The sequence below is a fragment of the Streptomyces sp. NPDC059524 genome, from assembly GCF_042749255.1.
GTDB lineage: Bacteria > Actinomycetota > Actinomycetes > Streptomycetales > Streptomycetaceae > Streptomyces > Streptomyces xanthii.
The window spans coordinates 1-22,381 of record NZ_JBHYTK010000062.1; the positions used below are offsets into that span (position 1 = coordinate 1).

The 22,381-nt window shown below is 71.8% G+C and carries 16 protein-coding genes; 9 read left to right on the forward strand and 7 right to left on the reverse strand.

Annotation, left to right across the window (positions count from 1 at the left end; genetic code table 11):
• Positions 1-149 precede the first annotated feature (149 nt).
• The gene (gene fahA / locus ACFW9D_RS18950; RefSeq protein ID WP_384623268.1) at positions 150-1,409 is read right to left on the reverse strand and encodes a fumarylacetoacetase; all 1,260 of its coding nucleotides are present in this window, start codon (positions 1,407-1,409) and stop codon (positions 150-152) included.
• Between the two features lie 373 nt (positions 1,410-1,782).
• On the opposite strand from fahA, the gene ACFW9D_RS18955 reads away from it, so the two are divergent.
• From ACFW9D_RS18955 to ACFW9D_RS18970, 4 genes are all read left to right on the forward strand, one after another.
• Positions 1,783-6,522, forward strand: coding sequence for a DUF6531 domain-containing protein (locus tag ACFW9D_RS18955; RefSeq protein ID WP_384623270.1), 4,740 nt, complete (start codon positions 1,783-1,785; stop codon positions 6,520-6,522).
• A 48-nt stretch (positions 6,523-6,570) separates the two neighbouring features.
• Positions 6,571-7,032, forward strand: coding sequence for a hypothetical protein (locus ACFW9D_RS18960; protein WP_188337442.1), 462 nt, complete (start codon positions 6,571-6,573; stop codon positions 7,030-7,032).
• Positions 7,033-7,049: 17 nt separating this feature from the next.
• Complete coding sequence (locus ACFW9D_RS18965; RefSeq protein ID WP_384623272.1) at positions 7,050-7,502, forward strand: hypothetical protein; 453 nt, start codon at positions 7,050-7,052, stop codon at positions 7,500-7,502.
• Positions 7,503-7,567: 65 nt separating this feature from the next.
• A complete protein-coding gene (locus tag ACFW9D_RS18970; protein ID WP_384623274.1) occupies positions 7,568-8,374 on the forward strand; it encodes an HAD family hydrolase in 807 nt (268 codons plus the stop codon).
• 236 nt (positions 8,375-8,610) lie between these two features.
• Here ACFW9D_RS18970 and ACFW9D_RS18975 read toward each other — a convergent pair whose 3' ends face one another.
• Positions 8,611-10,650, reverse strand: a complete 2,040-nt coding sequence (locus ACFW9D_RS18975) for a CocE/NonD family hydrolase (RefSeq protein ID WP_384623276.1) — start codon at positions 10,648-10,650, stop codon at positions 8,611-8,613.
• 215 nt (positions 10,651-10,865) lie between these two features.
• Between ACFW9D_RS18975 and ACFW9D_RS18980 the strand changes: the two genes are divergently transcribed.
• The 4 genes from ACFW9D_RS18980 to ACFW9D_RS18995 all read left to right on the forward strand — a co-directional run bounded on the left by ACFW9D_RS18980 (position 10,866) and on the right by ACFW9D_RS18995 (position 15,320).
• Complete coding sequence (locus tag ACFW9D_RS18980) at positions 10,866-11,876, forward strand: polyprenyl synthetase family protein (protein ID WP_188337438.1); 1,011 nt, start codon at positions 10,866-10,868, stop codon at positions 11,874-11,876.
• A gap of 236 nt (positions 11,877-12,112) precedes the next feature.
• Positions 12,113-13,396: an outer membrane lipoprotein carrier protein LolA gene (locus ACFW9D_RS18985; protein ID WP_384623277.1), complete on the forward strand. Its 1,284-nt coding sequence runs from the start codon at positions 12,113-12,115 to the stop codon at positions 13,394-13,396.
• Between the two features lie 87 nt (positions 13,397-13,483).
• Positions 13,484-14,443 (forward strand): ABC transporter ATP-binding protein, encoded by a 960-nt coding sequence (locus ACFW9D_RS18990; protein WP_384623279.1) that lies wholly within the window; start codon positions 13,484-13,486, stop codon positions 14,441-14,443.
• Positions 14,430-15,320 (forward strand): ABC transporter permease, encoded by an 891-nt coding sequence (locus tag ACFW9D_RS18995; RefSeq protein WP_384623281.1) that lies wholly within the window; start codon positions 14,430-14,432, stop codon positions 15,318-15,320. Before ACFW9D_RS18990 ends, ACFW9D_RS18995 begins: the two co-directional genes overlap by 14 nt.
• On the opposite strand, the gene ACFW9D_RS19000 is transcribed toward ACFW9D_RS18995, so the two are convergent.
• Both ACFW9D_RS19000 and ACFW9D_RS19005 read right to left on the reverse strand, forming a co-directional pair.
• Entirely contained in the window at positions 15,321-15,908 is a 588-nt protein-coding gene (locus ACFW9D_RS19000) for a flavodoxin family protein (protein ID WP_188337434.1), read from the reverse strand. It lies immediately after the preceding gene.
• 156 nt (positions 15,909-16,064) lie between these two features.
• Positions 16,065-16,514, reverse strand: a complete 450-nt coding sequence (locus tag ACFW9D_RS19005; protein WP_384623283.1) for a VOC family protein — start codon at positions 16,512-16,514, stop codon at positions 16,065-16,067.
• A 195-nt stretch (positions 16,515-16,709) separates the two neighbouring features.
• Here ACFW9D_RS19005 and ACFW9D_RS19010 point away from each other — a divergent pair, with 195 nt between their 5' ends.
• On the forward strand, positions 16,710-18,080 hold the full coding sequence (locus ACFW9D_RS19010; protein WP_384623285.1) for a PQQ-binding-like beta-propeller repeat protein: 1,371 nt from the start codon (positions 16,710-16,712) through the stop codon (positions 18,078-18,080).
• Between the two features lie 28 nt (positions 18,081-18,108).
• Here the strand turns inward: ACFW9D_RS19010 and rarD are convergent, their stop codons facing one another.
• From rarD to ACFW9D_RS19025, 3 genes are all read right to left on the reverse strand, one after another.
• On the reverse strand, positions 18,109-19,032 hold the full coding sequence (gene rarD / locus ACFW9D_RS19015; RefSeq protein ID WP_384623306.1) for an EamA family transporter RarD: 924 nt from the start codon (positions 19,030-19,032) through the stop codon (positions 18,109-18,111).
• A gap of 202 nt (positions 19,033-19,234) precedes the next feature.
• Positions 19,235-20,287, reverse strand: coding sequence for a 2-oxoacid:ferredoxin oxidoreductase subunit beta (locus tag ACFW9D_RS19020; RefSeq protein WP_188337431.1), 1,053 nt, complete (start codon positions 20,285-20,287; stop codon positions 19,235-19,237).
• A complete protein-coding gene (locus ACFW9D_RS19025; protein WP_384623287.1) occupies positions 20,280-22,226 on the reverse strand; it encodes a 2-oxoacid:acceptor oxidoreductase subunit alpha in 1,947 nt (648 codons plus the stop codon). The genes ACFW9D_RS19020 and ACFW9D_RS19025 overlap by 8 nt, the downstream gene beginning before the upstream one ends.
• Positions 22,227-22,381 lie beyond the last annotated feature (155 nt).

A 22,381-nucleotide genomic window follows, 5' to 3' on the forward strand; every position in this document is an offset into this window, starting at 1 on the left:
GGCTGCGGCTTCGCCGCGCCTTCCCCCGATCAAAGGCGCCGGACGCCTTGATCGGGGAGATGCCACCCGAAGGGTGTGCATCTCAGGGGCGCGGGGAACTGCGCGACCGGCCCCCACCGGGCCGTCACCCGGCGACGAAACCCACTGACCTACGGCGCGACCGGAGCCGGGACGATGCGGCCCGTGACCTCGCCCAGGCCCACCCGGGTCCCCCCAGGCCCGGGGGCCCACGCGCTCAGGGTGACGACATCCCCGTCCTCCAGGAACCCCCGCTCCACCCCGTCACCGAGCTTCAGCGGCCGCGTCCCGTTCCAGGTCATCTCGATGAGCGACCCGCGCTCGTTCTCCTCGGTCCCCGAGATCGTGCCGGAGCCGTACAGGTCACCGGTGCGCAGCGACGCCCCGTTGACCGTCATGTGGGCCAGCATCTGCGCCCCGGTCCAGTACATGCCGGAGAAGGGCGGCTCGGAGACGACCTCGCCGTTGAGGGACACCGTGATGCGCAGGTCGTATCCGGCGGGCTCGGCGTCCGGCGCCGAGTCGTCCAGGTACGGCAGCAGCGGAACGGTCCGCTCGGGCGCCGCCACCCGCGCCGCGTCCAGCGCGTCGAGCGGCGTGATCCACGCCGAGACGGACGTGGCGAAGGACTTGCCGAGGTGCGGGCCGAGCGGCACGGTCTCCCAGTTCTGGATGTCGCGCGCCGACCAGTCGTTGAGCAGGCAGATGCCGAAGACGTGGTCCCGGTACCCGGCCAGCGGCACCGACGTGCCCTGCGCGGACGGGGTGCCGACGACGTAGCCGACCTCGGTCTCGATGTCGAGGCGGACGGACGGGCCGAAGACCGGCGCCGGGTCCGAGGGGGCCTTGCGCTGCCCGGAGGGGCGGACGACATCGGTGCCGGAGACCACGACGGTGCCGGCGCGGCCGTGGTACCCGACGGGAAGGTGCTTCCAGTTGGGCTTCAGCGGCTCCTCGTCCGGGCGGAACAGCCGGCCCAGGTTGGAGGCGTGGTTCTCCGACGCGTAGAAGTCGACGTAGTCCGCGACCTCGAACGGGAGGTGCAGGGCGACCGAATCGAGCGGGTGCAGATGCGCGCGGACGGTCTCGCGGTGGGCCGGGACGGTCACCCAGCCGGTCAGCGCGCGCCGCACGTCCGACCAGGCCGTGCGGCCCGCCGCCAGCAGGGGGTTGAGGTTCGGCCGGGCCAGCAGGGTGCCGTAGGGGGAGCCGAGCGCGGCGGCGACGGCGCCCGCGTCCAGGACGTGGTCGCCGAGGCGGACGCCGACGCGGGGCTCCTGTCCCGCGGGCGAGAAGACGCCGTACGGCAGGTTGTGGGCGCCGAAGGGGTGGCCTTCGGGGAGGTCGAACGGGTCGAGCGGGGTGTGCTCGGACGTGGCTGCGGGTGCCATGCCTACGGGCCTCACTTTCCATTCGGGGCGGGCGAGCCACACGTTACGTGGGAGAACGCCGTTCGGGCAGTGCCTGAAGAGTTCGTCATGTCCGGAAGGTCCCTCGGGGTCGATCGTGGGGGCGATCGCGGGGCCGATCATGGTGCCGATCACGGGGCAGACCCCGGGCAGACCCCGGGCAGACCCCGGGCCCGGGCCCGCCGCCGGCGGAATCCCGCGGCCGGAGAACGACGTGGTCCGGCGCCCGCGCGTGCTCGCCCACCAGGCGTGAAGTCGATCACCGTCGCTCTTCGCCGAGGAACTATCCTTCGCATGCTCGCGTCAATCCGAGCGGTGATGGTGGCACGGCCGAGACGACGGGGGTCGCGGAGACATGGGTTACACGATTCCGGGCTGGCTGGACGAGATCCTGGACTTCATCGGGATCAACTTCCCGAACGTGGACGAGGACGACTACCGCGAAATGGCCGACGCCATGCGGGAGTTCGCGGAGAAGTTCGAGGGGCACGGCGGCGACGCGCACCTGGCGTTCTCCCGGATCCTGTCCTCCTCCGAGGGCTGGGCCGTCGACTCCATGGAGAAGCACTGGAACAAGATCAAGGCCAGTCACCTGGAGAAACTCCCCGAGCTGGCCCGGCTGTTCGCGGACGCGTGCGACACGCTCGCCGAGATCATCGAGTGGATGAAGCACAAGGCCGAGGCCGAACTCGCCATCATGGCCGGGTCGGTGGGCCTGTCGATCGGTCTCGCGTGGGTGACGGGCGGTCTGTCGGCGATCCTGGGCGCGGTCGAGATCCAGGCGATGCGGCAGTGCGTGAAGCGGATCATCGACGAGGCGGTCGAGCGGATCGTCGACGAGGTGATCGCGAAGCTGACCGAGCCGGTCAACGCGAAGCTGGAGGCGATGGTCGAGGACATGGTTCTGGACCTGGCCGAGGGCGCGTTCACGATGCCGCCCGCCGAAGGCCCCGGCGGCGGTGGCGGTTCGCACGGCGGCGGCAAGGGCGGTGTGCACATCGCCTCGGCCGGCGACGGCGGCTCGTCCGGCGGTGGTGGTGCGGGCAAGCGCACGAGGATCGACCACACCGAGTTCGAGGACGGCGCGGGCAAGGTCTCCCGGCACGGCAGCGAGCTGCACCTCGCGTCCTCCGACCCGCTGGGCCGGGCCCGCGGCGCGTTCGGCCGCAGCAAGGGCCGCGACCCGTTCACCCAGGCCTTCGACAGCGTGCTGCACGGCGCCCTCAAGGGCTCCGAGAAGGCCCTGAAGAAGATCACCAAGCACATCACCGAGACCGTCCCCGAGCGGGTCAAGGGCGCGTCCCGCACCCACAAGGGCAAGGACCACGACGTCCGCGACAAGGTCGACGCCATCACCGGCGGCAAGAAGGACGGCGACGGCAAGGGCGGCGTCCGCACCCGGATCAACGACTTCGTCAAGCGCCTGCCCGACTCCACGAAGGACGCCTGGGACAAGGCCCGCGACAAGGCGATCGGTCTCGGGCAGCGCCGCTGCAAGACCGACCCGGTGGACGTCGCCAGCGGCGAGATGGTGCTCCACCAGATCGACCTGACCCTGCCGGGCGTCCTGCCCCTGGTCCTCGAACGCACCCACATATCCGGCTACCACTACGGCCACGCCTTCGGTCCGAGCTGGGCCTCGACCCTCGACGAGCGGCTCGAACTGTCCGGCAGCGGCGCCGTCTGGGCCCGCCCCGACGGCTCGCTCCTCACCTACCCCCGGCTGCCGCGCGAGGAGGGCGAGGAGGTGCTGCCGCTGGAGGGCGCGCGGATCCCGCTGTCCTACGCCGGCCGGTCGGCCCTCGGCGACATCACGTACATGACGGCCGACGTGCGCTCGGGCCTCACCCGCCGCTTCGTCGGCAACCCGTACTCCTCGGGCAGCCTGTACTGGCTCAGCGACCTGGAGGACCGCAACGGCAACGGCGTCCAGTTCTCGCGCGACGCGCAGGGCCTGCCCTCCACCGTGCTGCACGAGGGCGGCTACCGGGTCCGCGTCACCCGCGACCCGGAGCTCGGCCGCGTCACCGCCCTCCACGTCGAGACGCCCGAAGGGCAGGTCCGCGTCGCCTCGTTCGGCTACGACGAGCACCACCGGCTGACCGGGGTGTCGGGCGCGCGCGACGTGCCGCTGCGGTTCACCTACGACGACGAGAACCGCGTCACGTCGTGGACCGACCGGAACGGTCACACCTACGGCTACGTGTACGACGCCGCGGGCCGCGTCGTGGAGACCGTCGGCCCCGACGGCGCGCTGTCCTCGACCTTCGCGTACGACACCGCGGCCCGCGAGACCCGGTTCACGGACTCGGCCGGCGCGGTCACCGTCAGCCGCCTCAACACGCTCGGCCAGACGGTCAGCGAGACCGACCCGCTCGGCAACACGGTCCACTTCGAGTGGGACCGCTACGACAACCTGCTGTCCCGCACCGACGAGCTGGGCCACACGTCCCGCTTCACGTACGACGAGTCCGGCAACCTGCGCACGATCTCCCTCCCCGACGGGCGCACCACCACGACCACGTACACCGCCCTGCACCTGCCGGAGACGGTCACCGGGCCCGACGGCGCGGTGTGGCGGCAGCACTTCGACGACCGCGGCAACCGCACCGCGATGACCGCGCCCGACGGCACCGCGACGACGTTCACGTACGACGCCTCCGGCGCGCTCGCCACCGTCACGTTCCCGGACGGGGCGACGGAGACCCGCACCAACGACCCGGCGGGCCTGGTCCTCTCGGTGTCCGACGGGCACGGCGCCACGTACACCGTGCGCCGTGACGCCTTCGGGCGGCCGCTGGAGAGCGTCGACCCGGCGGGCTCCGTCACGCGCATGGAGTGGACCGCCGACGGCCTGCTCACCCGGCGCACCGCCGCCGACGGGACGAGCGAGGCGTGGACGTACGACGAGGAGGGCAACTGCCTCACCCACACCGGCCCCGCGGGCGGCGTGACCTCGTTCGAGTACACGTGGTTCGACCTCGTCGCCGCCCGCACGGGCCGCGACGGCGCGCGCTACACGTTCGCGTACGACACCGAGCTGCGCCTCACCGAGGTGTCCGACCCGCGGGGCCGGACGTGGAACTACCGGTACGGGCCCTCGGGTCTGACGGAGTCCCAGACCGACTTCGACGGCCGTACGACGACGTACGAGTACGACGCGGCGAGCCGGCTCGTCGCCCGGACGACCCCGCTCGGGCAGCGCATCGCCTTCACCTTCGACGCGGTGGGCAACGTGCTGGAGAAGGACGCCGCCGGCGTGGTCACCCGCTACGCCTACGACGCCGCCGACCAGCTGGTCGGCGCCGTGTCGCCGACCTCCAAGCTGTCCCTGGAACGCGACGTCATGGGCCGGCTGCTCACCGAGACGGTCGACGGGCACCGCATGCGCTTCGGCTACGACGCGCACGGCGAACTCGTCTCGCGCACCACCCCCACCGGCGCCGTCACGTCCTACCGCTACGACAGCGCGGGCCACCGGACCCGGGTGGATCTCGCCGGGCACGCCCTCGACTTCACCCACGACGTCCTGGGCCGCGAGACCGCCCGCACCCTCGGCCCGGCGGACGCGCCGGTCACGCTCGCCTCCGGGTGGGACGCGCTCGGCCGGCTCTCGACCCGCTCCCTGACCACGTCCCGCGGCACCCTGCGCGACCGCTCCTACGGCTATCGCGCCGACGGCTTCCTGAACCGGATCACGGACCGGCACGACGGCACCGACCAGCGGATCGAGCTCGACCCGGTCGGGCGGCCCGTCGCCGTCACCGCGGGCGAGTGGACCGAGCGCTACGCCTACGACGACACCGGGAACCAGACCGACGCCCAGTGGCCCGACGCCGCCCGGTCCACCGGGAGCCGTGGCGAACGCGCCTACGAGGGCACCCGGCTGCGGGGCGCGGACGGACTGCGCTACGAGTACGACGACGCCGGACGCGTCGTCCTGCGCCAGAAGCGGCGGCTGTCGCGCAAGCCCGACACCTGGCGCTACGTCTGGGACGCGGAGGACCGTCTCGTCGCGTGCACGACCCCGGACGGCACCGAGTGGCGCTACAGCTACGACGCCCTCGGCCGCCGCACCGCCAAGCACCGCATGGCGGCGGACGGCAGCGGCGTGGTCGCCACGGTCCGCTACGCCTGGGAGGGCACCCAGCTGGCCGAGGAGACCGACTCCACCACCGGAGTCACCCTGACCTGGGAGTACGAGGGCCTCCAGCCGATGTCGCAGCTGGAGCGGCGGATTCCCGCGGACGCCGGGCAGCGGGACGCCGGACAGCAGGTGCAGCAGGATCAGCAGGAGGTGGACAGCCGCTTCTTCGCCATCGTCACCGACATCATCGGCACCCCGACCGAACTCGTCGGCGAGCAGGGCGACATCGCCTGGCACAAGCGGTCCACGGTCTGGGGCATCACCACGCGCAACCGCGACGCCCAGGCCCACACCCCGCTGCGCTTCCCCGGCCAGTACGCCGACCCGGAGACGGGCCTGCACTACAACCTGAACCGCCACTACGACCCCGAGACGGCCCGCTACGTGTCGTCCGACCCGCTAGGCCTGGTGCCCGCGCCCAACCCGGCCGCGTACGTCGTCAACCCGTACACGTTCATGGACCCCGAGGGCCTGATCGCGAAGGGCTGCACACAGGAGAGCGGCTGGTACGGCGGTCTCCTCCCGGCCAACAAGAAGGCGGACGGGACGAAGTATCCGCAGGCGATGGAGGTCAACCACATCCCGGCCAAGTCGGCCTACAAGGACGTCATCGAGCCCGGCTTCTACATCGCGAACAGGCCGCACAAGAAGCAGAAGGTCAACAACGGCCCGGCCATCCGCATGGAGCGCGACCACCACGAGAAGCTCTACAGCACCGGCTACTCGCTGGAGTCCCAGGCGTGGCAGCAGTACCAGCGCGAGCTGATCAACTCCGGGCGGATCACCGAGGCGATGCGCATGGACATCGACGACATCAAGCGGCGCTTCCCCGGCACCTACGATCAGCACATCAAGGACATGGTCGACAGCCTGAAGGACAACAAGCCCCTCCAGGACATGCTGAAGAAGCGAGGATGGAAGATCGACGAGGCCGCCCTCCTCGCGTGAGGCCCGCGGCACGTCGTCCAGGACACCGAGGAAGACGAGGGACGGAACATGGAACTGGAACTGCTGCCGCTGGTCGGTGCGGGGCCGCTGCGGCTCGGCATGTCGCCGCAGGAGGCGCGTGACGCGGTCCAGGAGTGGGGCCTGCTGCGCGTGGCCTCCGGCGACCCGGAACCGGGCCAGATCCTGCTCAAGCACGACGCGTCCGGCCTGAACGTGATGCTCGGGTTCACCAAGGGCGCGCTGAGCGGCGTGGAGCTGTTCCGCTTCCTGGAGGAGGACTCCGACGTCCGGGTGCTCCTCGACGGCCTCGACGTCTTCCGCACCCCGAGCGTGGACCTCTTCGAGCAGCTCGCGGAGCGCGGCCACGAGATCACCGAGAACGACCTCGGCTTCGACGAACTGCCCGCCCTGAAGGTGATCCTCGCCAACCAGAGCAGCTACGAGTACCCGGTGGACGAGGACGGCGACCCGCTCTACTACGACTACGTGCGCCTGGCGGACCGGATCTGACGCGGCGTGGACCGGCGGTGAACCCCCAGGAGAGTCCCGCCCGGCGCAGGCTCCGCGAGCGCCGGGAGCGGGCGGCCCTGGCGGCCGTCGAGACGGGACTCGGGGACCTGTGGACCGGGCGCGGCCTGACCCCGGACGCGGAGCCGGCCTGGACCCGGGCCGCGATCGAGCGCGCCTGGTCGATCCACACCGAGCCGGACGCCCTGCTCCCCGACGACTGTCCGCCCGGCGTGCTCGACTCCTGGATCGAGGCCCGGCTCGCCGAGCACGGCGTCGGCGGAGTCGTCCACGTGGCGAGCCATGTGCGCCCGCGCCCCTGGCTGGAGTGCCGGCTGCCCGCGATGGGCTGGGCTCAGCGGGTGCGGGGCGCGGTCGAGGAGCCCTGGATGTTCCTGTCCCGCTCGCCCGGCCGGCTCGTCATCGTCACGGAGGCGGAGTACTTCTTCGAGTGCCGCGCGGCCTCGGCCTGACCCCTTCGAACGACCCCTTTCCAGGGCGCCCACACGCCCGTTGCGCGATCCGTATTCTTCGGCCCATGGCCGCCAACGCATATGCCCTCATCGCCACGGACCTGGACGGAACGCTGCTGCGCGGCGACGACACGGTCTCCGACCGGACCCGCCGCGCGCTCGCCCTGGCCACCGCGACGGGGGCCCGGCACATCGTCGTGACGGGCCGGCCCGCACCCCGCGTCAAGGACCTCCTCGACAGCCTCGGCGGCGGCGGGCTCGCGGTGTGCGCGCAGGGGGCGCAGCTCTACGACGCCGCGACGGACCGGCTGCTCTGGTCCCGCACGCTGGACAGGGAGCTGGCCGAGCAGGCGCTCGGGAAGATCGAGGCGGAGGTCGGCCAGGTCCACGCGGCCGTCGACCAGGACGGCGTCGACGGCCTGACACTGATCGAGCCGGAGTACCGGATGCCGCACCCCACGCTCCCGGCACAGCCCGTGTGGCACCGGTCCGAGCTGTGGGAGCGGCCGATCAGCAAGGTGCTGCTGCGCCACTCCGAGCTCGGGGACGACGCGCTGGCGGCGGTCGCGCGGGGGGCGGTCGGGTCGCTCGCGACGGTCACGATGTCCGGGCCCGGCACGGTGGAGCTCCAGCCGCTCGGGGTCACCAAGGCGACGGGACTCGAACGCGCCGCGGAGCGGCTGGGCGCCGGGGCCGCGGAGACGGTCGCCTTCGGTGACATGCCGAACGACGTGCCGATGTTCCGCTGGGCGGGGTGGGGGGTGGCGATGGCCGCCGCGCACCCCGAGCTGCTGGCCGTCGCCGACGAGGTGACTTCGTCGAACGAGGACGATGGTGTGGCGGTGACCTTGGAGCGCCTGTTCGGGGCGTGATCCGTCTCGTAGCCGGGTGCCGCTCCGGTGGGGGCTGGTCGCGCAGTTCCCCGCGCCCCTGAAATGCAGACGCTTCGCGTCGCATTTCCCCGATCAGCGACTTCGTCGCGGGGCGCGACCGATGGGGCCCTGGGGGCGCACGGAGTGTGCCCTTCAGGGGCGCGGGGAACTGCGCGACCAGCCACGACGAGAGCCGCGGCCGCCCACGACACAGAACCCGGCAGACGAACGGGCGCCTAACCCGCCACCCGGGGAACCCTCCGCTCCCAGGTCCGGTGGAAGACGACCTCGTCCCCGTCCCGGCACACGACCTCGTCGAACGTCACGAACTCCCGAGCCGTGCAGGAGACCTCCGACCGGCTGGAGACCCGCGCCTCCCACCCCCGCTCGGCCCGGTGCAGCCGCACCGACCACTCCGAGCGGGCCCGGGCCGACAGCGGGTCGTCCTCCCGCACGGCATACGTGTCCCGCCCGTCCTCGGCGTACTCGAGCCCGTCGGGATGGACCCGCACACCCCCGCACCCGGCGACCGCTTCCAGCGTCCACTCGCCCGCGGCAACGTCCCGTACGACGAGCCGCTCGGGCCGCTCCTCCTCGTCGAGGGCGACGGGGCGGACGACGCCGAGGGGTTCGGACTGTTCGGGCCCGGCGAAGGCGGAGGGCGGGGCGGTCTCGGGGTCCTCCGAGCGGACGGGGAGTTCGAGGGCGCTGCCCGCCGGGTCGAGGGTGAAGCCGCGCTCGGAGCCGGGCTGGGGCCAGATCCAGGGCCAGTACGCGGAGGACACCGCGAGCCGGATCCGGTGCCCCGCGGGGAACACGTGCCCGATGCCGGTCAGCTCGAAGGTCACGTCCTCCGTCATGCCCGGAACCATCGGCACGTTCACCGAACGCCCGTGCCGCGCCGTGAAGTTGAGCACGCCGCGCGTCACGAGCGTGGAGGAGCCGTCGGGCGCGACGTCGCACAGCCGGGCGATCGCCTGCCCGCGCGGCACGGGCGAGGTGACGCGGAGACGGACCCGGGGCCGCCCGAGCACCGTGAGGCCGCCGGCCGGCACCACGAACTCGAAGCACGCCGACTTCGCGTCCTCGTCCCGCTGGTCCGGCGGCAGGTCCGCGTCGCCGCCGAGCGGCACGTAACGGCCCGCGTCCACGCCGGTCTGCTGCGGCGAGCGCACGAGCACGGGCGCGCCCTGGAGCTCGTACGAGGTCGGGGTGAGGTGCGGGGAGGGCCAGGAGGGCTCGCCGACCCAGCGGCCGGGGAGCTCGGCGTAGACGGTGGCGGGCGGGTGGGAGTCGCTGATCCAGGCGCGGAGCTTCGGTTCCTTCATCACGCCGCTGTCCCGGTCCTTGAGCCAGTGGTCCCACCAGCGCAGGGTCTCCTGGAGGAAGCCGATGCCGGGGCCCGGCGGCCGGCAGCGGTCGGGGTACTGGTGCGACCAGGGGCCGACGATGCCCCGTACCCGGTCGTCGGGGAGCGCGGCGACGAGCCGCAGGACCGAGTCGCGGTACGGGTCGTGCCAGCCGCCGACCGCGAGGACGCCGGCCTCGATCGCCGCGTGGTCCTCGCGGACGGAGCCGCCGCCGCGGTGGGACAGCCAGGTGTGGACGGGCGGTTCGACCGCCTCCAGGCGCTCGGCCCAGATGTCCTTCCAGCGGTCGCCGACGCATTCGGGGTCCGGCGGCAGGGACGCGGCGGCGAGCAGCGCCGCGGACCGCGCGTGCAGGTCGGCGGCGAGCACGGAACCACCCGTGCGGTGCCGGTCGTTGTCCTCGTGACCGTCCGGGGCGCAGACGGTGACGACCGCCTTGAGCGGCTCGGGCGCGAGGGCCGCGATCCGGAGGCAGGCCAGGCCGCCCGGGCCGATGCCGGACATGCCGACGCCGCCGGTGGACCAGGGCTGCCCGGCCAGCCAGTTCACGACCTCGACCCCGTCGGCGAGCTCCTGTTCGCCGTGCGCCTCGCCCGGAAGGCCCTCCGAGTTGCCGTACCCGCGCACATCGACCCGTACGGAGGCGTAGCCGTGTCCCGCGTAGTAGGGATGCCGCTGGTGGTCGCGGGCGGCCGTCCGGTCGGAGAGACGGTCGGGGAGATACTCCAGGAGGACGGGGACGGGCTCGTCGGTCGCGGGGCGCCACACGCGGGCGAACAGCGTCGTGCCGTCCGGCAGCGGGATCCGGACGTCCTCGTGGGTCACGTCGAACGGCAGGTCGGTGCGGATGCGGGGTGTCGGCGGTTCCGGCGCGGTATCCGTGGCGGTGCGGGACAAGATGGTCACCCCTGGTCGTATCGGCTGATCAGGAACATACCGGGGGCGTCCGAAAGGCGCCTGGGCGGGACAGTCCGGGAAGGCGCCCCCTGTGATCGAAACGCGACCGGATACGCTGACTTGAGTGATGGCAGCGACACATCGACAAACCGTGTCATCGACCGAATGATCGACCGAGTTCGCCATGTGATCGTCGTGATCGTCAGCAGACAGGAGACCCACTCGTGACCGTCGTCGGGACTTTCGGTCTTAGCGTTCGGGACCAGGCTCTCGAAGCCGATGTCCAGGCCGGATTGGCGGCTGTCGAGGAGGGACTCCTCGAAGCCACCAAGAGCGAGGTTCCCTTCATCACGGAGGCGGCCCAGCATCTGGTGCGCGCCGGGGGCAAGCGCTTCCGGCCGCTGCTCGTGACGCTCGCCGCGCAGTTCGGCGACCCGTACGCGCCGGGCGTCGTGCCCTCGGCCGTCGTCGTCGAGCTCACCCACCTCGCCACGCTCTACCACGACGACGTGATGGACGAGGCGGACGTGCGCCGCGGCGTGCCCAGCGCCAACCAGCGCTGGGGCAACTCGGTGGCCGTCCTCACCGGCGACTTCCTCTTCGCCCGCGCCTCGCACATCCTCGCCGACCTCGGCCCGGACGCCGTCCGCATCCAGGCGGAGGCGTTCGAGCGCCTCGTCACCGGCCAGATCCTGGAGACCGCGGGCCCGGCCGACGGCCGCGACCCGGTCGACCACTACCTGGACGTGCTCGGCGGCAAGACCGGCTCGCTGATCGCCGTGGCGTGTCGTTTCGGCGCCATGATGTCCGGCGCCGACGAGACCGTCGTCGACGTCCTCACCCAGTACGGCGAGCGGCTCGGCGTCGCCTTCCAGCTCGCCGACGACGTGCTCGACATCGCCTCCGACTCGCACGAGTCCGGCAAGACCCCGGGCACCGACCTGCGCGAGGGCATCCCGACGCTGCCCGTGCTGCGGCTGCGCGAGCGCGCCGAGAAGCTCGGCCTGGCCGAGGACCTGGCGCTCGTCGAGCTCCTGGACTCCGACCTCACCGACGACGCGCGCCACGCCGAGGCCCTCACCCGGCTGCGCGCCCACCCGGCACTCGAACAGGCCCGCCGCGACACGGTGCGCTACGCGGAGGAGGCGCGCTCCGCGCTCGCCCCGCTGCCCGAGTGCGAGGCCAAGTCCGCGCTGGTCGAGCTGTGCGACGCCGTGGTGCACCGGGCCGGCTGAGCCGCCTCCGCTGCGCCACCCGGAGGGGATGTGACGCCCCGTGTCATCCCGTAGGCGTACGCGGAGTTGATCCCGGGGTCTGACGCCTTCGCGGTGCCGGTTTGGTCAGATTGAGTCATCCACTCCTTACCGATTCAGGACCGATTCGGGTGAGAATGGCGGCTCGGAGTGGGACACAGACCGACGAGTGCACAGGACGGTAGGCCGCCGCCGATCACGGAGGTAGGGCAACAGACATGGCACCGTACGCATCCGAAGACAGCCAGGACGGCGGGGTCGCCGGCACCGGCGCCGGGCGGCGCAGGGCGGCCCGGTACGCGGTTCCCGTGGCGGTGATCGGGGTGGCCGCGGCGACGATCGGGCTGGTCCCGGCGCTCGCCGACTCGGGCGACCCCGACCTGCCGAAGATCACGGCTCAGGAACTCCTGGAGAAGATCGCGGCCTCGGACACCGAGCAGCTGTCCGGCACCGTGAAGATCCACACCGATCTGGGGCTGCCCGCGCTGGGCGGCGGCGCGGCCGGCATGCTCGGCGGCGGCGGTGGTGACGAGGGCGGCGGCGACGGCTCCTCGGCCGACCCCAAGGCCAAGCTCACCGAGCTGGCCACCGGCACCCACACGCTGCGCGTCGCGGCGGACGGCCCGGACCGGCAGAAGCTGTCGATCCTCGACGACGCCGCCGAGTACAGCGTGATCCACAACGGTGCCGACGTGTGGGCCTACGACAGCAAGTCGAACGAGGCGTACCACGCGAAGGACACCGGGAAGCACGACGGCTCCGGCGACCGGGCGAAGGAGCGCGGGGACGAGCTGCCCGCCACCCCGAAGGAGCTCGCGGACGAGATCATCAAGGCGTCCGGTGACACCACCTCGTACAGCGTGGACGGCACGTCGCAGGTCGCGGGCCGGGACGCGTACCGGCTGCAGATCAAGCCCAAGCAGTCCGGTTCGACGGTCGGCGCGGTCACGATCGCCGTCGACGCGAAGACCGGTACGCCGCTGAAGTTCACGCTGACCCCGGCGAGCGGCGGCGCGGCCGTCGTCGACGCCGGCTTCACCAGCGTCGACTTCGGCAAGCCGGCCGCGTCCACCTTCGAGTTCAAGCCGGCCAAGGGCACCAAGGTCACCGAGGCCGACGAGCTGAAGGGCGAGGAGCTCAAGGACCACGAGCTCAAGGGCAGGGGCGAGCAGCCCGGCGACCACCCGCAGCGCGCGCCGAAGGGCGCCGAGGGTGTCGACGGGGCCCAGGGCCCGAAGATCATCGGCGAGGGCTGGACCTCGATCGCGGAGCTGAAGCTGCCGGAGGGCGCGGGCCTCGCGGGAGGCGGCGCGGCCCCGGAGGGCATGCCGGCCGACGCCCAGACGTTCCTGGACTCGCTCGGCGACAAGGTCAAGGGCGACTTCGGCACGGGCACGGTCTACTCGACCCGCCTGATCAACGTGCTGATCACCGAGGACGGCAAGGCCTACGCCGGAGCCGTCACCAAGGAAGCGCTGGTGAAGGCCGCCGAGGCGCGCTGATCCGGAGCGAACCGAAGCGGTGCGGGGGTGGGGCGTCATGCCCCGCCCCCGCACTGCGTCCATCCGAGCCGATCCGAGGGAGGGGCAGTGGCCACGCCGGTCAGCGGGACCCAGCCGGTCATCGAGACGCACGAGCTCAGCAAGCGGTACCGCGGCGGACAGCTCGCGGTCGACGGGCTGAGTCTGACCGTCCCGGAGGGCGCCGTCTTCGGCTTCCTCGGGCCGAACGGGTCGGGCAAGACGACCACCATCCGCATGCTGATGGGCCTGATCGAGCCGACCTCCGGCGCCGCGCACGTGCTCGGCCGGCCGATGCCGAAGGCGACCCGGACGGTGCTCCCGCAGGTCGGCGCGCTGATCGAGGGCCCCGCCCTGTACGGGTTCCTCTCCGGCCGGGACAACCTGCTGCGCTACGACGCGGCGGACCCGACGGCCGACCCCCGCACCCGCCGGGCCCGGGTGGGCGCGGCCCTGGACCGGGTGGGCCTGGCGGCCGCCGCGGGCAAGAAGGCGAAGGCGTACTCGCTGGGCATGAAGCAGCGGCTCGGGCTGGCGGCCGCGCTGCTCCAGCCGCGCCGGCTGCTGGTCCTGGACGAGCCGACGAACGGCCTGGACCCGCAGGGCATGCGCGAGATCCGCACCCTGGTGCGGGAGCTGGCCTCCGACGGCACGACCGTCTTCCTGTCCTCGCACCTGCTCGACGAGATCGAGCAGGTCTGCACGCACGCGGCCGTGATGACGCGCGGCCGGCTGATCACCCAGGGCCCGGTCGCCGAGCTCGCGGGGGGCGCCCGCGGCACGCTCAGAGTGACGACGCCCGACCCGGCGGACGCGGCCCGCGTCCTGAAGGAGCACGGGATCACGGTCCTGGAGAGCGCGGAGGACCGGGTCACCGCCGACCCGCCGCCCCCGGAGACGGACCTGGCGGACCTGAACGCGGCGCTGGTCGCCGCGGGAGTACGCGTACGGGGCTTCGGTGTGGAGCGGGCCTCGCTGGAGGACGCCTTCGTGGCGCTGACCGGGGAGGGCTTCGATGTCGCGGGCTGAGACGGCGACGGCGCCGGTGGTGCGGGCGAGCCGCTTCTGGTGGACGTTCGGCCTGTTCCGCAGCGAGCTGGGCACGACGTTCCGGCGCTGGCGCACGCTCGCGCTGCTCGCCGTCCTGGCGGGGGTGCCCGTCCTGATCGGCGTCGCGGTGAAGATCGAGACGAGCGGCGGCTCGGGGGTCGGCGGGGGAGGGCCCGAGGGCGGCGGCCCCGCGTTCATCGCGCAGATCACGAACAACGGGCTGTTCCTGGTGTTCACGGCGCTGGCCGCGACGCTGCCGTTCTTCCTGCCGATGTCGGTCGGGGTGATCGCGGGCGACGCGGTGGCGGGCGAGGCCAACGCGGGCACGCTGCGCTACCTCCTGGTGGCCCCGGCGGGACGCACCCGCCTGCTGCTCAGCAAGTACGCGACGACGATGACGTTCTGCCTCGTGGCGACGCTCGTGGTGGCGGTGTCGGCACTGGTCACCGGGGCGATCCTGTTCCCGCTCGGCGATCTGACGACCATCTCGGGGACCACGATCGGCTTCGGCGAGGGCCTCGGCCGCGCCTTCCTGATCGCCGTCGTGGTGGCGCTTTCCCTGGTCGGCATCGCCGCGCTCGGCCTGTTCGTCTCGACGCTGACGAACAGCGGGATCGCGGCGATGGCCACCACCGTCGGCCTGCTGATCACGGTCCAGATCCTCGACCAGATCCCGCAGCTGCACGCGATCCAGCCGTACTTCTTCTCCCACTACTGGCTGTCCTTCGCCGACCTGATGCGCGAGCCGGTCTACTGGACCGAGCTGGTCAAGAACCTCGAACTGCAGGCTCTGTACGCGGCGGTCTTCGGCTCGGCGGCCTGGGCCCGTTTCACGGCGAAGGACATCACCGCCTGATCACTCCGTGTCGTACGGGTACCGCGCGAGCGGAGCGTCCTGGGCGAAGAAGGTCTTGGCGCGGGTGAGCGCGGCGGTGTCGGTGAGGACGTCGCCGGGCTTGCTGCCGTTGCCGAGCAGGACGCCGCCGAAGCGCATGCCGAGGTAGGCCGCCGAGTGGTTCAGCGTGCCGACGAGCGGGTCGGCGACGACCTCCTCGGTGTGGGCGAGCGCGGTCACGCCCCACAGGGTGCGCCCGCCGAGCGTGTCCTTGAAGTCGACGCCGGGAGTGCGCAGCCAGCCCGACCAGTGGTCGAGGTAGCGCTTGGTGAGCGTGGAGACCGAGTACCAGTACAGCGGCGAGACGATCACGAGGTCGGTCGCGGCGAGCGTGGCGTCGAGCAGCAGGGCGGCCGCGCCGTCGCGCGGCCGCACATGGTCGCTGTCGTGCCGCAGGTCCTCGAACTCGGGCAGCCGGTGCTCGGAGAGGTCGATCCAGGTCTGTCCGGTGCTCGGCGGCAGCTGCTCGGCCGCCTTGCGGGCGAGGATCTCGGAGTTGCCGCCGGAACGGCTGCTGCCGAGCACGAACAGGAAATTGCGGTCGGACATGGCTCCCCCTGGGACGCGGAACGGTCAGTACATGCATACGCAGTATATGCAGATGCATGAAACTTTGGGGAGTCCGAGCCCGAGCGCGAGTCGATCCCGAGTCGATGTCGAGCCGATCCCGAGCCCGAGCCCGAGCCGAGGCCAGGGGCGGCCGCCTCACTGCACGTCGAACTCGTTCCCCTCCGGGTCGGTCATCGCCACCCACGAGCCGCCCTTCTCCTTGAACTCGCCGACGGTGCGCGCCCCGAGCCCGGTCAGCCGCTCGACCTCGGCGGCCCTCCGCTCGGCGCCCACGTGCAGGTCGATGTGCAGCCGGTTCTTGCCGGACTTCGCCTCCGGGACGCGCTGGAAGAGGATCCGCCGCCCGAGCCCGGTGCCGCTCTCCTCGTCCACCCGGTCCTCCGGGTGCCGTACGGCCACCAGGTCGCGGAACGCGCGGCGCCCCCAGCGCTCCACCGTGTCGCCCTCGTCGAGCGCCCCGAACCCGAGCAGCTTTCCGATCAGCGCCGCGTTGTCCTCGATCTCGTAGCCGAGGGCGGCGGCCCAGAACTCGGCCTGGGCGTGCGGGTCGGCGGCGTCGACGACGAGCTTCCAGTCATAGGTCATGTGACCAGTTATAGAGCGGCATTAGGACAGAACCAGGACGCGTCGGAGCATCGGCTCACTTACGATGATCTTCGCTCGAACGGCCGGGGGGCCGGCGGGCGGCGGCGGACGCCAGGGGGGTGACGCCGCACGGGGGCTTGGGACATGTACAGCCTTGGGGGGCGCGTGATGTCGGGAAGACGATGGATAGGGCCAGTGGTGACACTGGCCGTCGTTCTGGGCGGGATCGGATCGATCGCCGCCTGGTTCATGTCGAACGAGGGCTATCTGCCGGGGGACGCCATGGTGCGGTCCTGGTCGGCGCAGAAGGACCGGGCGGGGGAGGCCGGCACGGCGGACGACAACTGGGTCGTCGGTGACGTCGCCGTCCGCAGCAAGGACGACGCGGTCACCGGGTACGGGATCGCCGCGGGCCAGGACGGCAAGAAGCTCTGGGAGTACGTGCCGCCGGGCCGGGGCGAGATCTGCGGCACCGCGGAGCACGCGGGCACGGGGGCCGTCCTGGTCGCCCGGGGCGCGGCCGGCGGCGACGTCGCCGGGCTGCCCGGAGCCGGCTGTACGACGATCCTGGCGCTGGACGCCAAGGACGGCCGGGAGCTGTGGAAGGAAGAGGCGAAGCCCGCGAAGGACGCGTTCGGCGACGCGGTTCCGGGGAGCGCCCCGACCCTGGACGCGCGCGGTGACCTCGCCGTGGTCGCCCAGGACCGGCGCCGCCCGGAGCCCGACGCGCAGGGCAACCCGGTGCGGCAGAACGGCAAGAGCGACGACGTGACGCTCCGCGGCCTGGACCTGCGCACCGGCGAGCTCCGCTGGACGGCCGAGCTGCCCGACCGGTGCGGGCCGCAGAGCGTCTCCTTGGGCGAGAAGCGCGTCTTCGCGGTCCTCTCCTGCGACGCGGGCGGACGGGACAAGCGGGAGGTGTCCGAGCTGACCGTGGCGGCGTTCGACCGCGCGACCGGCGCTCTGGCGTGGAACGCGCCGATCGACGACCGGCGTCCGCTCGACCCGAAGACGGCGGTCGGCATCGAATCGGTCGACCCGCTGGTGCTCTCGGTCGGCGCGGCCCCGGACAATCCGGCGACCAGCAACCCGTCGGCGAGCGAGGCCGGTGTGTTCGTCCCGTTCGACGCGAACGGACGCCCGGGCCCCGTCATCGACGCCTCGCGCGACAAGGGCGTGATCAACGCGGGCGACCGGATGCAGACGGCGGTCGCCGGCGACCGGCTCTACGCGCTGTCCGGCTACTGGCAGAAGGGCAACCACGACATCGTCGTCGCCTTCGACCTCAAGACCGGCGAACAGGTCTGGTCGGAGGAGATGGACAACCCGGCCCCGGCACTGGCGGTGCTCGACGGACGGGTGACGGTCCTGAACGAGTGGTCCACCCAGGCGGAGGCGATCACCACTGTGGTCGAGCTCGACCCCGACGACGGCGAAGAGCTCGACGAACGCCACTTCCGGGACGAGGTGCCGGGTCCCGTGGGCGGGATGTACGCGCACGACGGTCGGCTCATCACGGCGAGCCAGGGCGGCGGCGCCCCGTTCACCGCCTACGAGCGCTGGTGACCACCGGCACCTGACCGGCGCCGGGTGCCTAGACCGTCCCGACCGCCTCGTCGGCCGCGCTCTTCCCGGAACCGGAGGGCGCGGCGGCCGCGGCGGCCCGGGCCGCGCGGGCCAGCTCCGTGCGGCCCGCGCGGGCGGTGCGCAGGGCGTCCCAGGTCAGCACGATCAGGGCGACCCAGACCAGGCCGAACCCGGCCCAGCGCTCGACCGGCATCTCCTCGTGGAAGTAGGCGATGCCGAGCAGGAACTGGAAGACCGGGGCCAGGTACTGGAGCAGGCCGAGGGTGGACAGCGGGACGCGGATCGCGGCCGCGCCGAAGCACACCAGCGGGATCGCCGTCACCAGGCCGGTCGACGCGAGCAGCGCCGCGTGCCCCGGGCCCTCCGCGGTGAACGTGGAGCCGCCCTGGGCGGTCAGCCAGAGCAGATAGCCGAGCGCGGGCAGGAACTGCACGGCGGTCTCGGCGGCCAGCGACTCCAGACCGCCCAGGTTCACCTTCTTCTTCACGAGTCCGTACGTGCCGAACGAGAACGCGAGGATCAGCGAGATCCACGGCGGCCGCCCGTAGCCGATCGCCAGGACGAGCACCGCGAGGACGCCCGTGCCGACGGCCGCCCACTGCGCGGGCCGCAGCCGCTCCTTGAGGAGCAGGACTCCGAGCGCGATCGAGACCAGCGGGTTGATGAAGTAGCCGAGCGAGGCCTCGACGACATGGCCCGCGTTGACGGCCCAGATGTAGAAGCCCCAGTTCACGGTGATCACGGCCGCGGCGATCGTGACGAGCCCGAGCCGCTTCGGCTGCCGCAGCAGCTCCCGCAGCCAGCCCCACTTGCGCACGAAGAGCAGCGCGACGGCGACGACGACCAGCGACCACACCATCCGGTGGGCCAGGATCTCGATCGCCCCGGCGGGCTTGAGCAGCGGCCAGAACAGGGGCACGAGGCCCCACATCCCGTACGCCGCGAATCCGTTGACGAGGCCGATGCGGCTCTCGTTCCTCGCCTGCTGCGCCGCAGCCCCTGCCGCCCCGTCCTCCACGGACCCTCCTCAAGACACACGGCAGCCCCGCGGCGGCCATCAAGCAAGGTAGCGCCGCGGGGCGGTCCATGTCATGCCCGTATCGCCATACGGTCCTGACGGACGTTCTCGGAGGTCAGCCGACGACGGTCCAGGTGTCGCCGCCCGCGAGGAGCGCGGCCAGGTCGCCCTTGCCGTCTCTCTCGACGGCGGTGTCCAGCTGCTCGGACATCTGGACGTCGTAGACGGGCCGGCGGACGTTGCGGAACACGCCGATCGGCGTGTGGTGCAGGGTGTCCGGGTCGGCCAGCCGGGACAGGGCGAAGGCGGTGGTCGGCGACGCGGCCTGCGCGTCGTGGACCAGGATGTCCGCCCGGTTCGCGTCGGTGACCGGCACGACCTTCAGGTCGCCGGTGGCCTGGTCGCGCACGACGCCCTTCGCCCCGTCGGCCCCGAAGGTGATCGGCTGCCCGTGCTCCAGCCGGATCACGGCCTCCTCGGCCTGCTCCTTGTCCTTGAGGACCTCGAAGGCGCCGTCGTTGAAGATGTTGCAGTTCTGGTAGATCTCCACCAGCGCCGTGCCGGGGTGCTCGGCCGCCTCGCGCAGCACCGACGTGAGGTGCTTGCGGTCCGAGTCCACGGTCCGGGCCACGAACGAGGCCTCCGCGCCGATGGCGAGGGACACCGGGTTGAAGGGCGCGTCGAGCGAGCCCATCGGCGTCGACTTCGTGATCTTCCCGACCTCGGAGGTGGGGGAGTACTGGCCCTTGGTGAGTCCGTAGATCCGGTTGTTGAAGAGGAGGATCTTGAGGTTGACGTTGCGGCGCAGGGCGTGGATGAGGTGGTTGCCGCCGATGGAGAGGGCGTCGCCGTCGCCGGTGACGACCCAGACGCTGAGGTCACGCCGTGAGGAGGCGAGGCCGGTGGCGATGGCGGGGGCGCGGCCGTGGATGGAGTGCATGCCGTACGTGTTCATGTAGTACGGGAAGCGGGAGGAGCAGCCGATGCCGGAGACGAAGACGATGTTCTCCTTGGCGAGGCCGAGTTCGGGCATGAAGCCCTGGACGGCCGCGAGGATCGCGTAGTCACCGCATCCCGGGCACCAGCGCACCTCCTGGTCGGACTTGAAGTCCTTCATGGACTGCTTGGCCTCGGCCTTGGGCACCAGGTTCAGGAGTGACTCAGTCATCGATGGTCTCCTTGAGAGCCGTGGCGAGCTGCTCCGCCTTGAACGGCATGCCGTTGACCTGGTTGTAGCTGTGGGCGTCGACCAGGTACTTCGCCCGGACGAGGGTGGCGAGCTGTCCCAGGTTCATCTCCGGGATCACCACCTTGTCGTAGCGCTTCAGCACCTCGCCGAGGTTGGCGGGGAAGGGGTTGAGGTGGCGCAGGTGGGCCTGGGCGATGGTGTCGCCGGCGGTGCGCAGGCGGCGGACGGCGGCGGTGATGGGGCCGTAGGTGGAGCCCCAGCCGAGGACGAGGGTGTCGGCGTCGCCGGTGGGGTCGTCGACCTCGAGGTCGGGCACCTGGATTCCGTCGATCTTGGCCTGGCGGGTGCGGACCATGAGGTCGTGGTTGGCCGGGTCGTAGGAGATGTTGCCGGTGCCGTCCTGCTTCTCGATGCCGCCGATGCGGTGTTCGAGGCCGGGGGTGCCGGGGACGGCCCAGGGGCGGGCGAGGGTCTGGGGGTCGCGCTTGTAGGGCCAGAAGACCTCGGTGCCGTCGTCCAGGGTGTGGTTGGGGCCCTGGGCGAACCGGGTGCGCAGATCGGGGAGTTCGTCGACCTCGGGGATCCGCCAGGGTTCCGAGCCGTTGGCGAGGTAGCCGTCGGACAGGAGGAAGACGGGGGTGCGGTAGGTGACGGCGATCCGGGCCGCTTCCAGGGCCGCGTCGAAGCAGTCGGCGGGTGTGCGGGGAGCGACGATCGGTACGGGTGCTTCGCCGTTGCGGCCGTACATGGCCTGGAGGAGGTCGGCCTGTTCGGTCTTGGTGGGCAGGCCGGTGGAGGGGCCGCCGCGCTGGATGTCGACGACGATCAGGGGCAGTTCGAGCGACACGGCCAGGCCGATGGTCTCGGACTTGAGTGCCACGCCGGGGCCGGAGGTGGTGGTGACGGCGAGGCTGCCGCCGAAGGCCGCGCCGAGTGCGGCGCCGATGCCGGCGATCTCGTCCTCGGCCTGGAAGGTGCGCACGCCGAAGTTCTTGTGCCTGGACAGCTCGTGCAGGATGTCCGAGGCCGGCGTGATCGGGTACGAGCCCAGGTAGAGCGGCAGATCGGCCTGGGTCGAGGCTGCGATCAGGCCGTACGAAAGGGCCAGGTTCCCGGAGATGTTGCGGTACGTGCCCGTCGGGAACGCGGTGGAGGCCGGCGCGACCTCGTAGGAGACCGCGAAGTCCTCGGTGGTCTCACCGAAGTTCCAGCCGGCGTGGAACGCGGCCAGGTTCGCCTTCATGATCTCGGGCTTGCGGCCGAACTTGGCCTTGAGGAACTTCTCCGTGCCCTCGGTGGGCCGGTGGTACATCCACGACAGCAGGCCCAGCGCGAACATGTTCTTGGAGCGCTCGGCCTCCTTGCGCGAGAGGTCGAACTCCTTCAGGGCCTCCACGGTGAGCGTCGTGAGCGGCACCGGATGCACGTGATACGCGTCCAGTGAACCGTCCTCCAGCGGACTGGCCTCGTAACCGACCTTCGCCATCGCCCGCTTGGTGAACTCGTCCGTGTTCACGATGAGTTCCGCGCCCCGCGGCACATCGGCGATGTTCGCCTTCAGCGCCGCCGGGTTCATCGCCACCAGAACGTTCGGCGCATCACCCGGCGTCAGGATGTCGTGGTCAGCGAAATGCAGCTGGAACGACGAAACGCCCGGCAGCGTGCCTGCGGGCGCCCTGATCTCCGCCGGGAAGTTCGGCAGAGTCGAAAGATCATTGCCGAACGACGCCGTCTCCGATGTGAAACGGTCGCCGGTGAGCTGCATGCCGTCACCGGAGTCGCCCGCGAACCGGATGATGACCCGGTCCACGCGCCGCACGTCCTTGCCCGGTGCCCCCGCGTGTGTGCGCTGTTCTCCGACGACCGCGCTGTCGGCCCCGTCGGCCTGCTCGGCGGTGCTACTGACCTGGCTGGTCACTGAACTGGACCTCCCTCGAGGCGGCTGTGCGGGCTGGGCCGTCCCACCGGCCTTCCCAAGGTCCACCCTACGTCTGTAAGGGTCACCTTCCTCTGAGCGATCGCCGCATGGACCGCATATTGAGACGTCGTCTCGTCCCGGTTCGCCATGGTCCG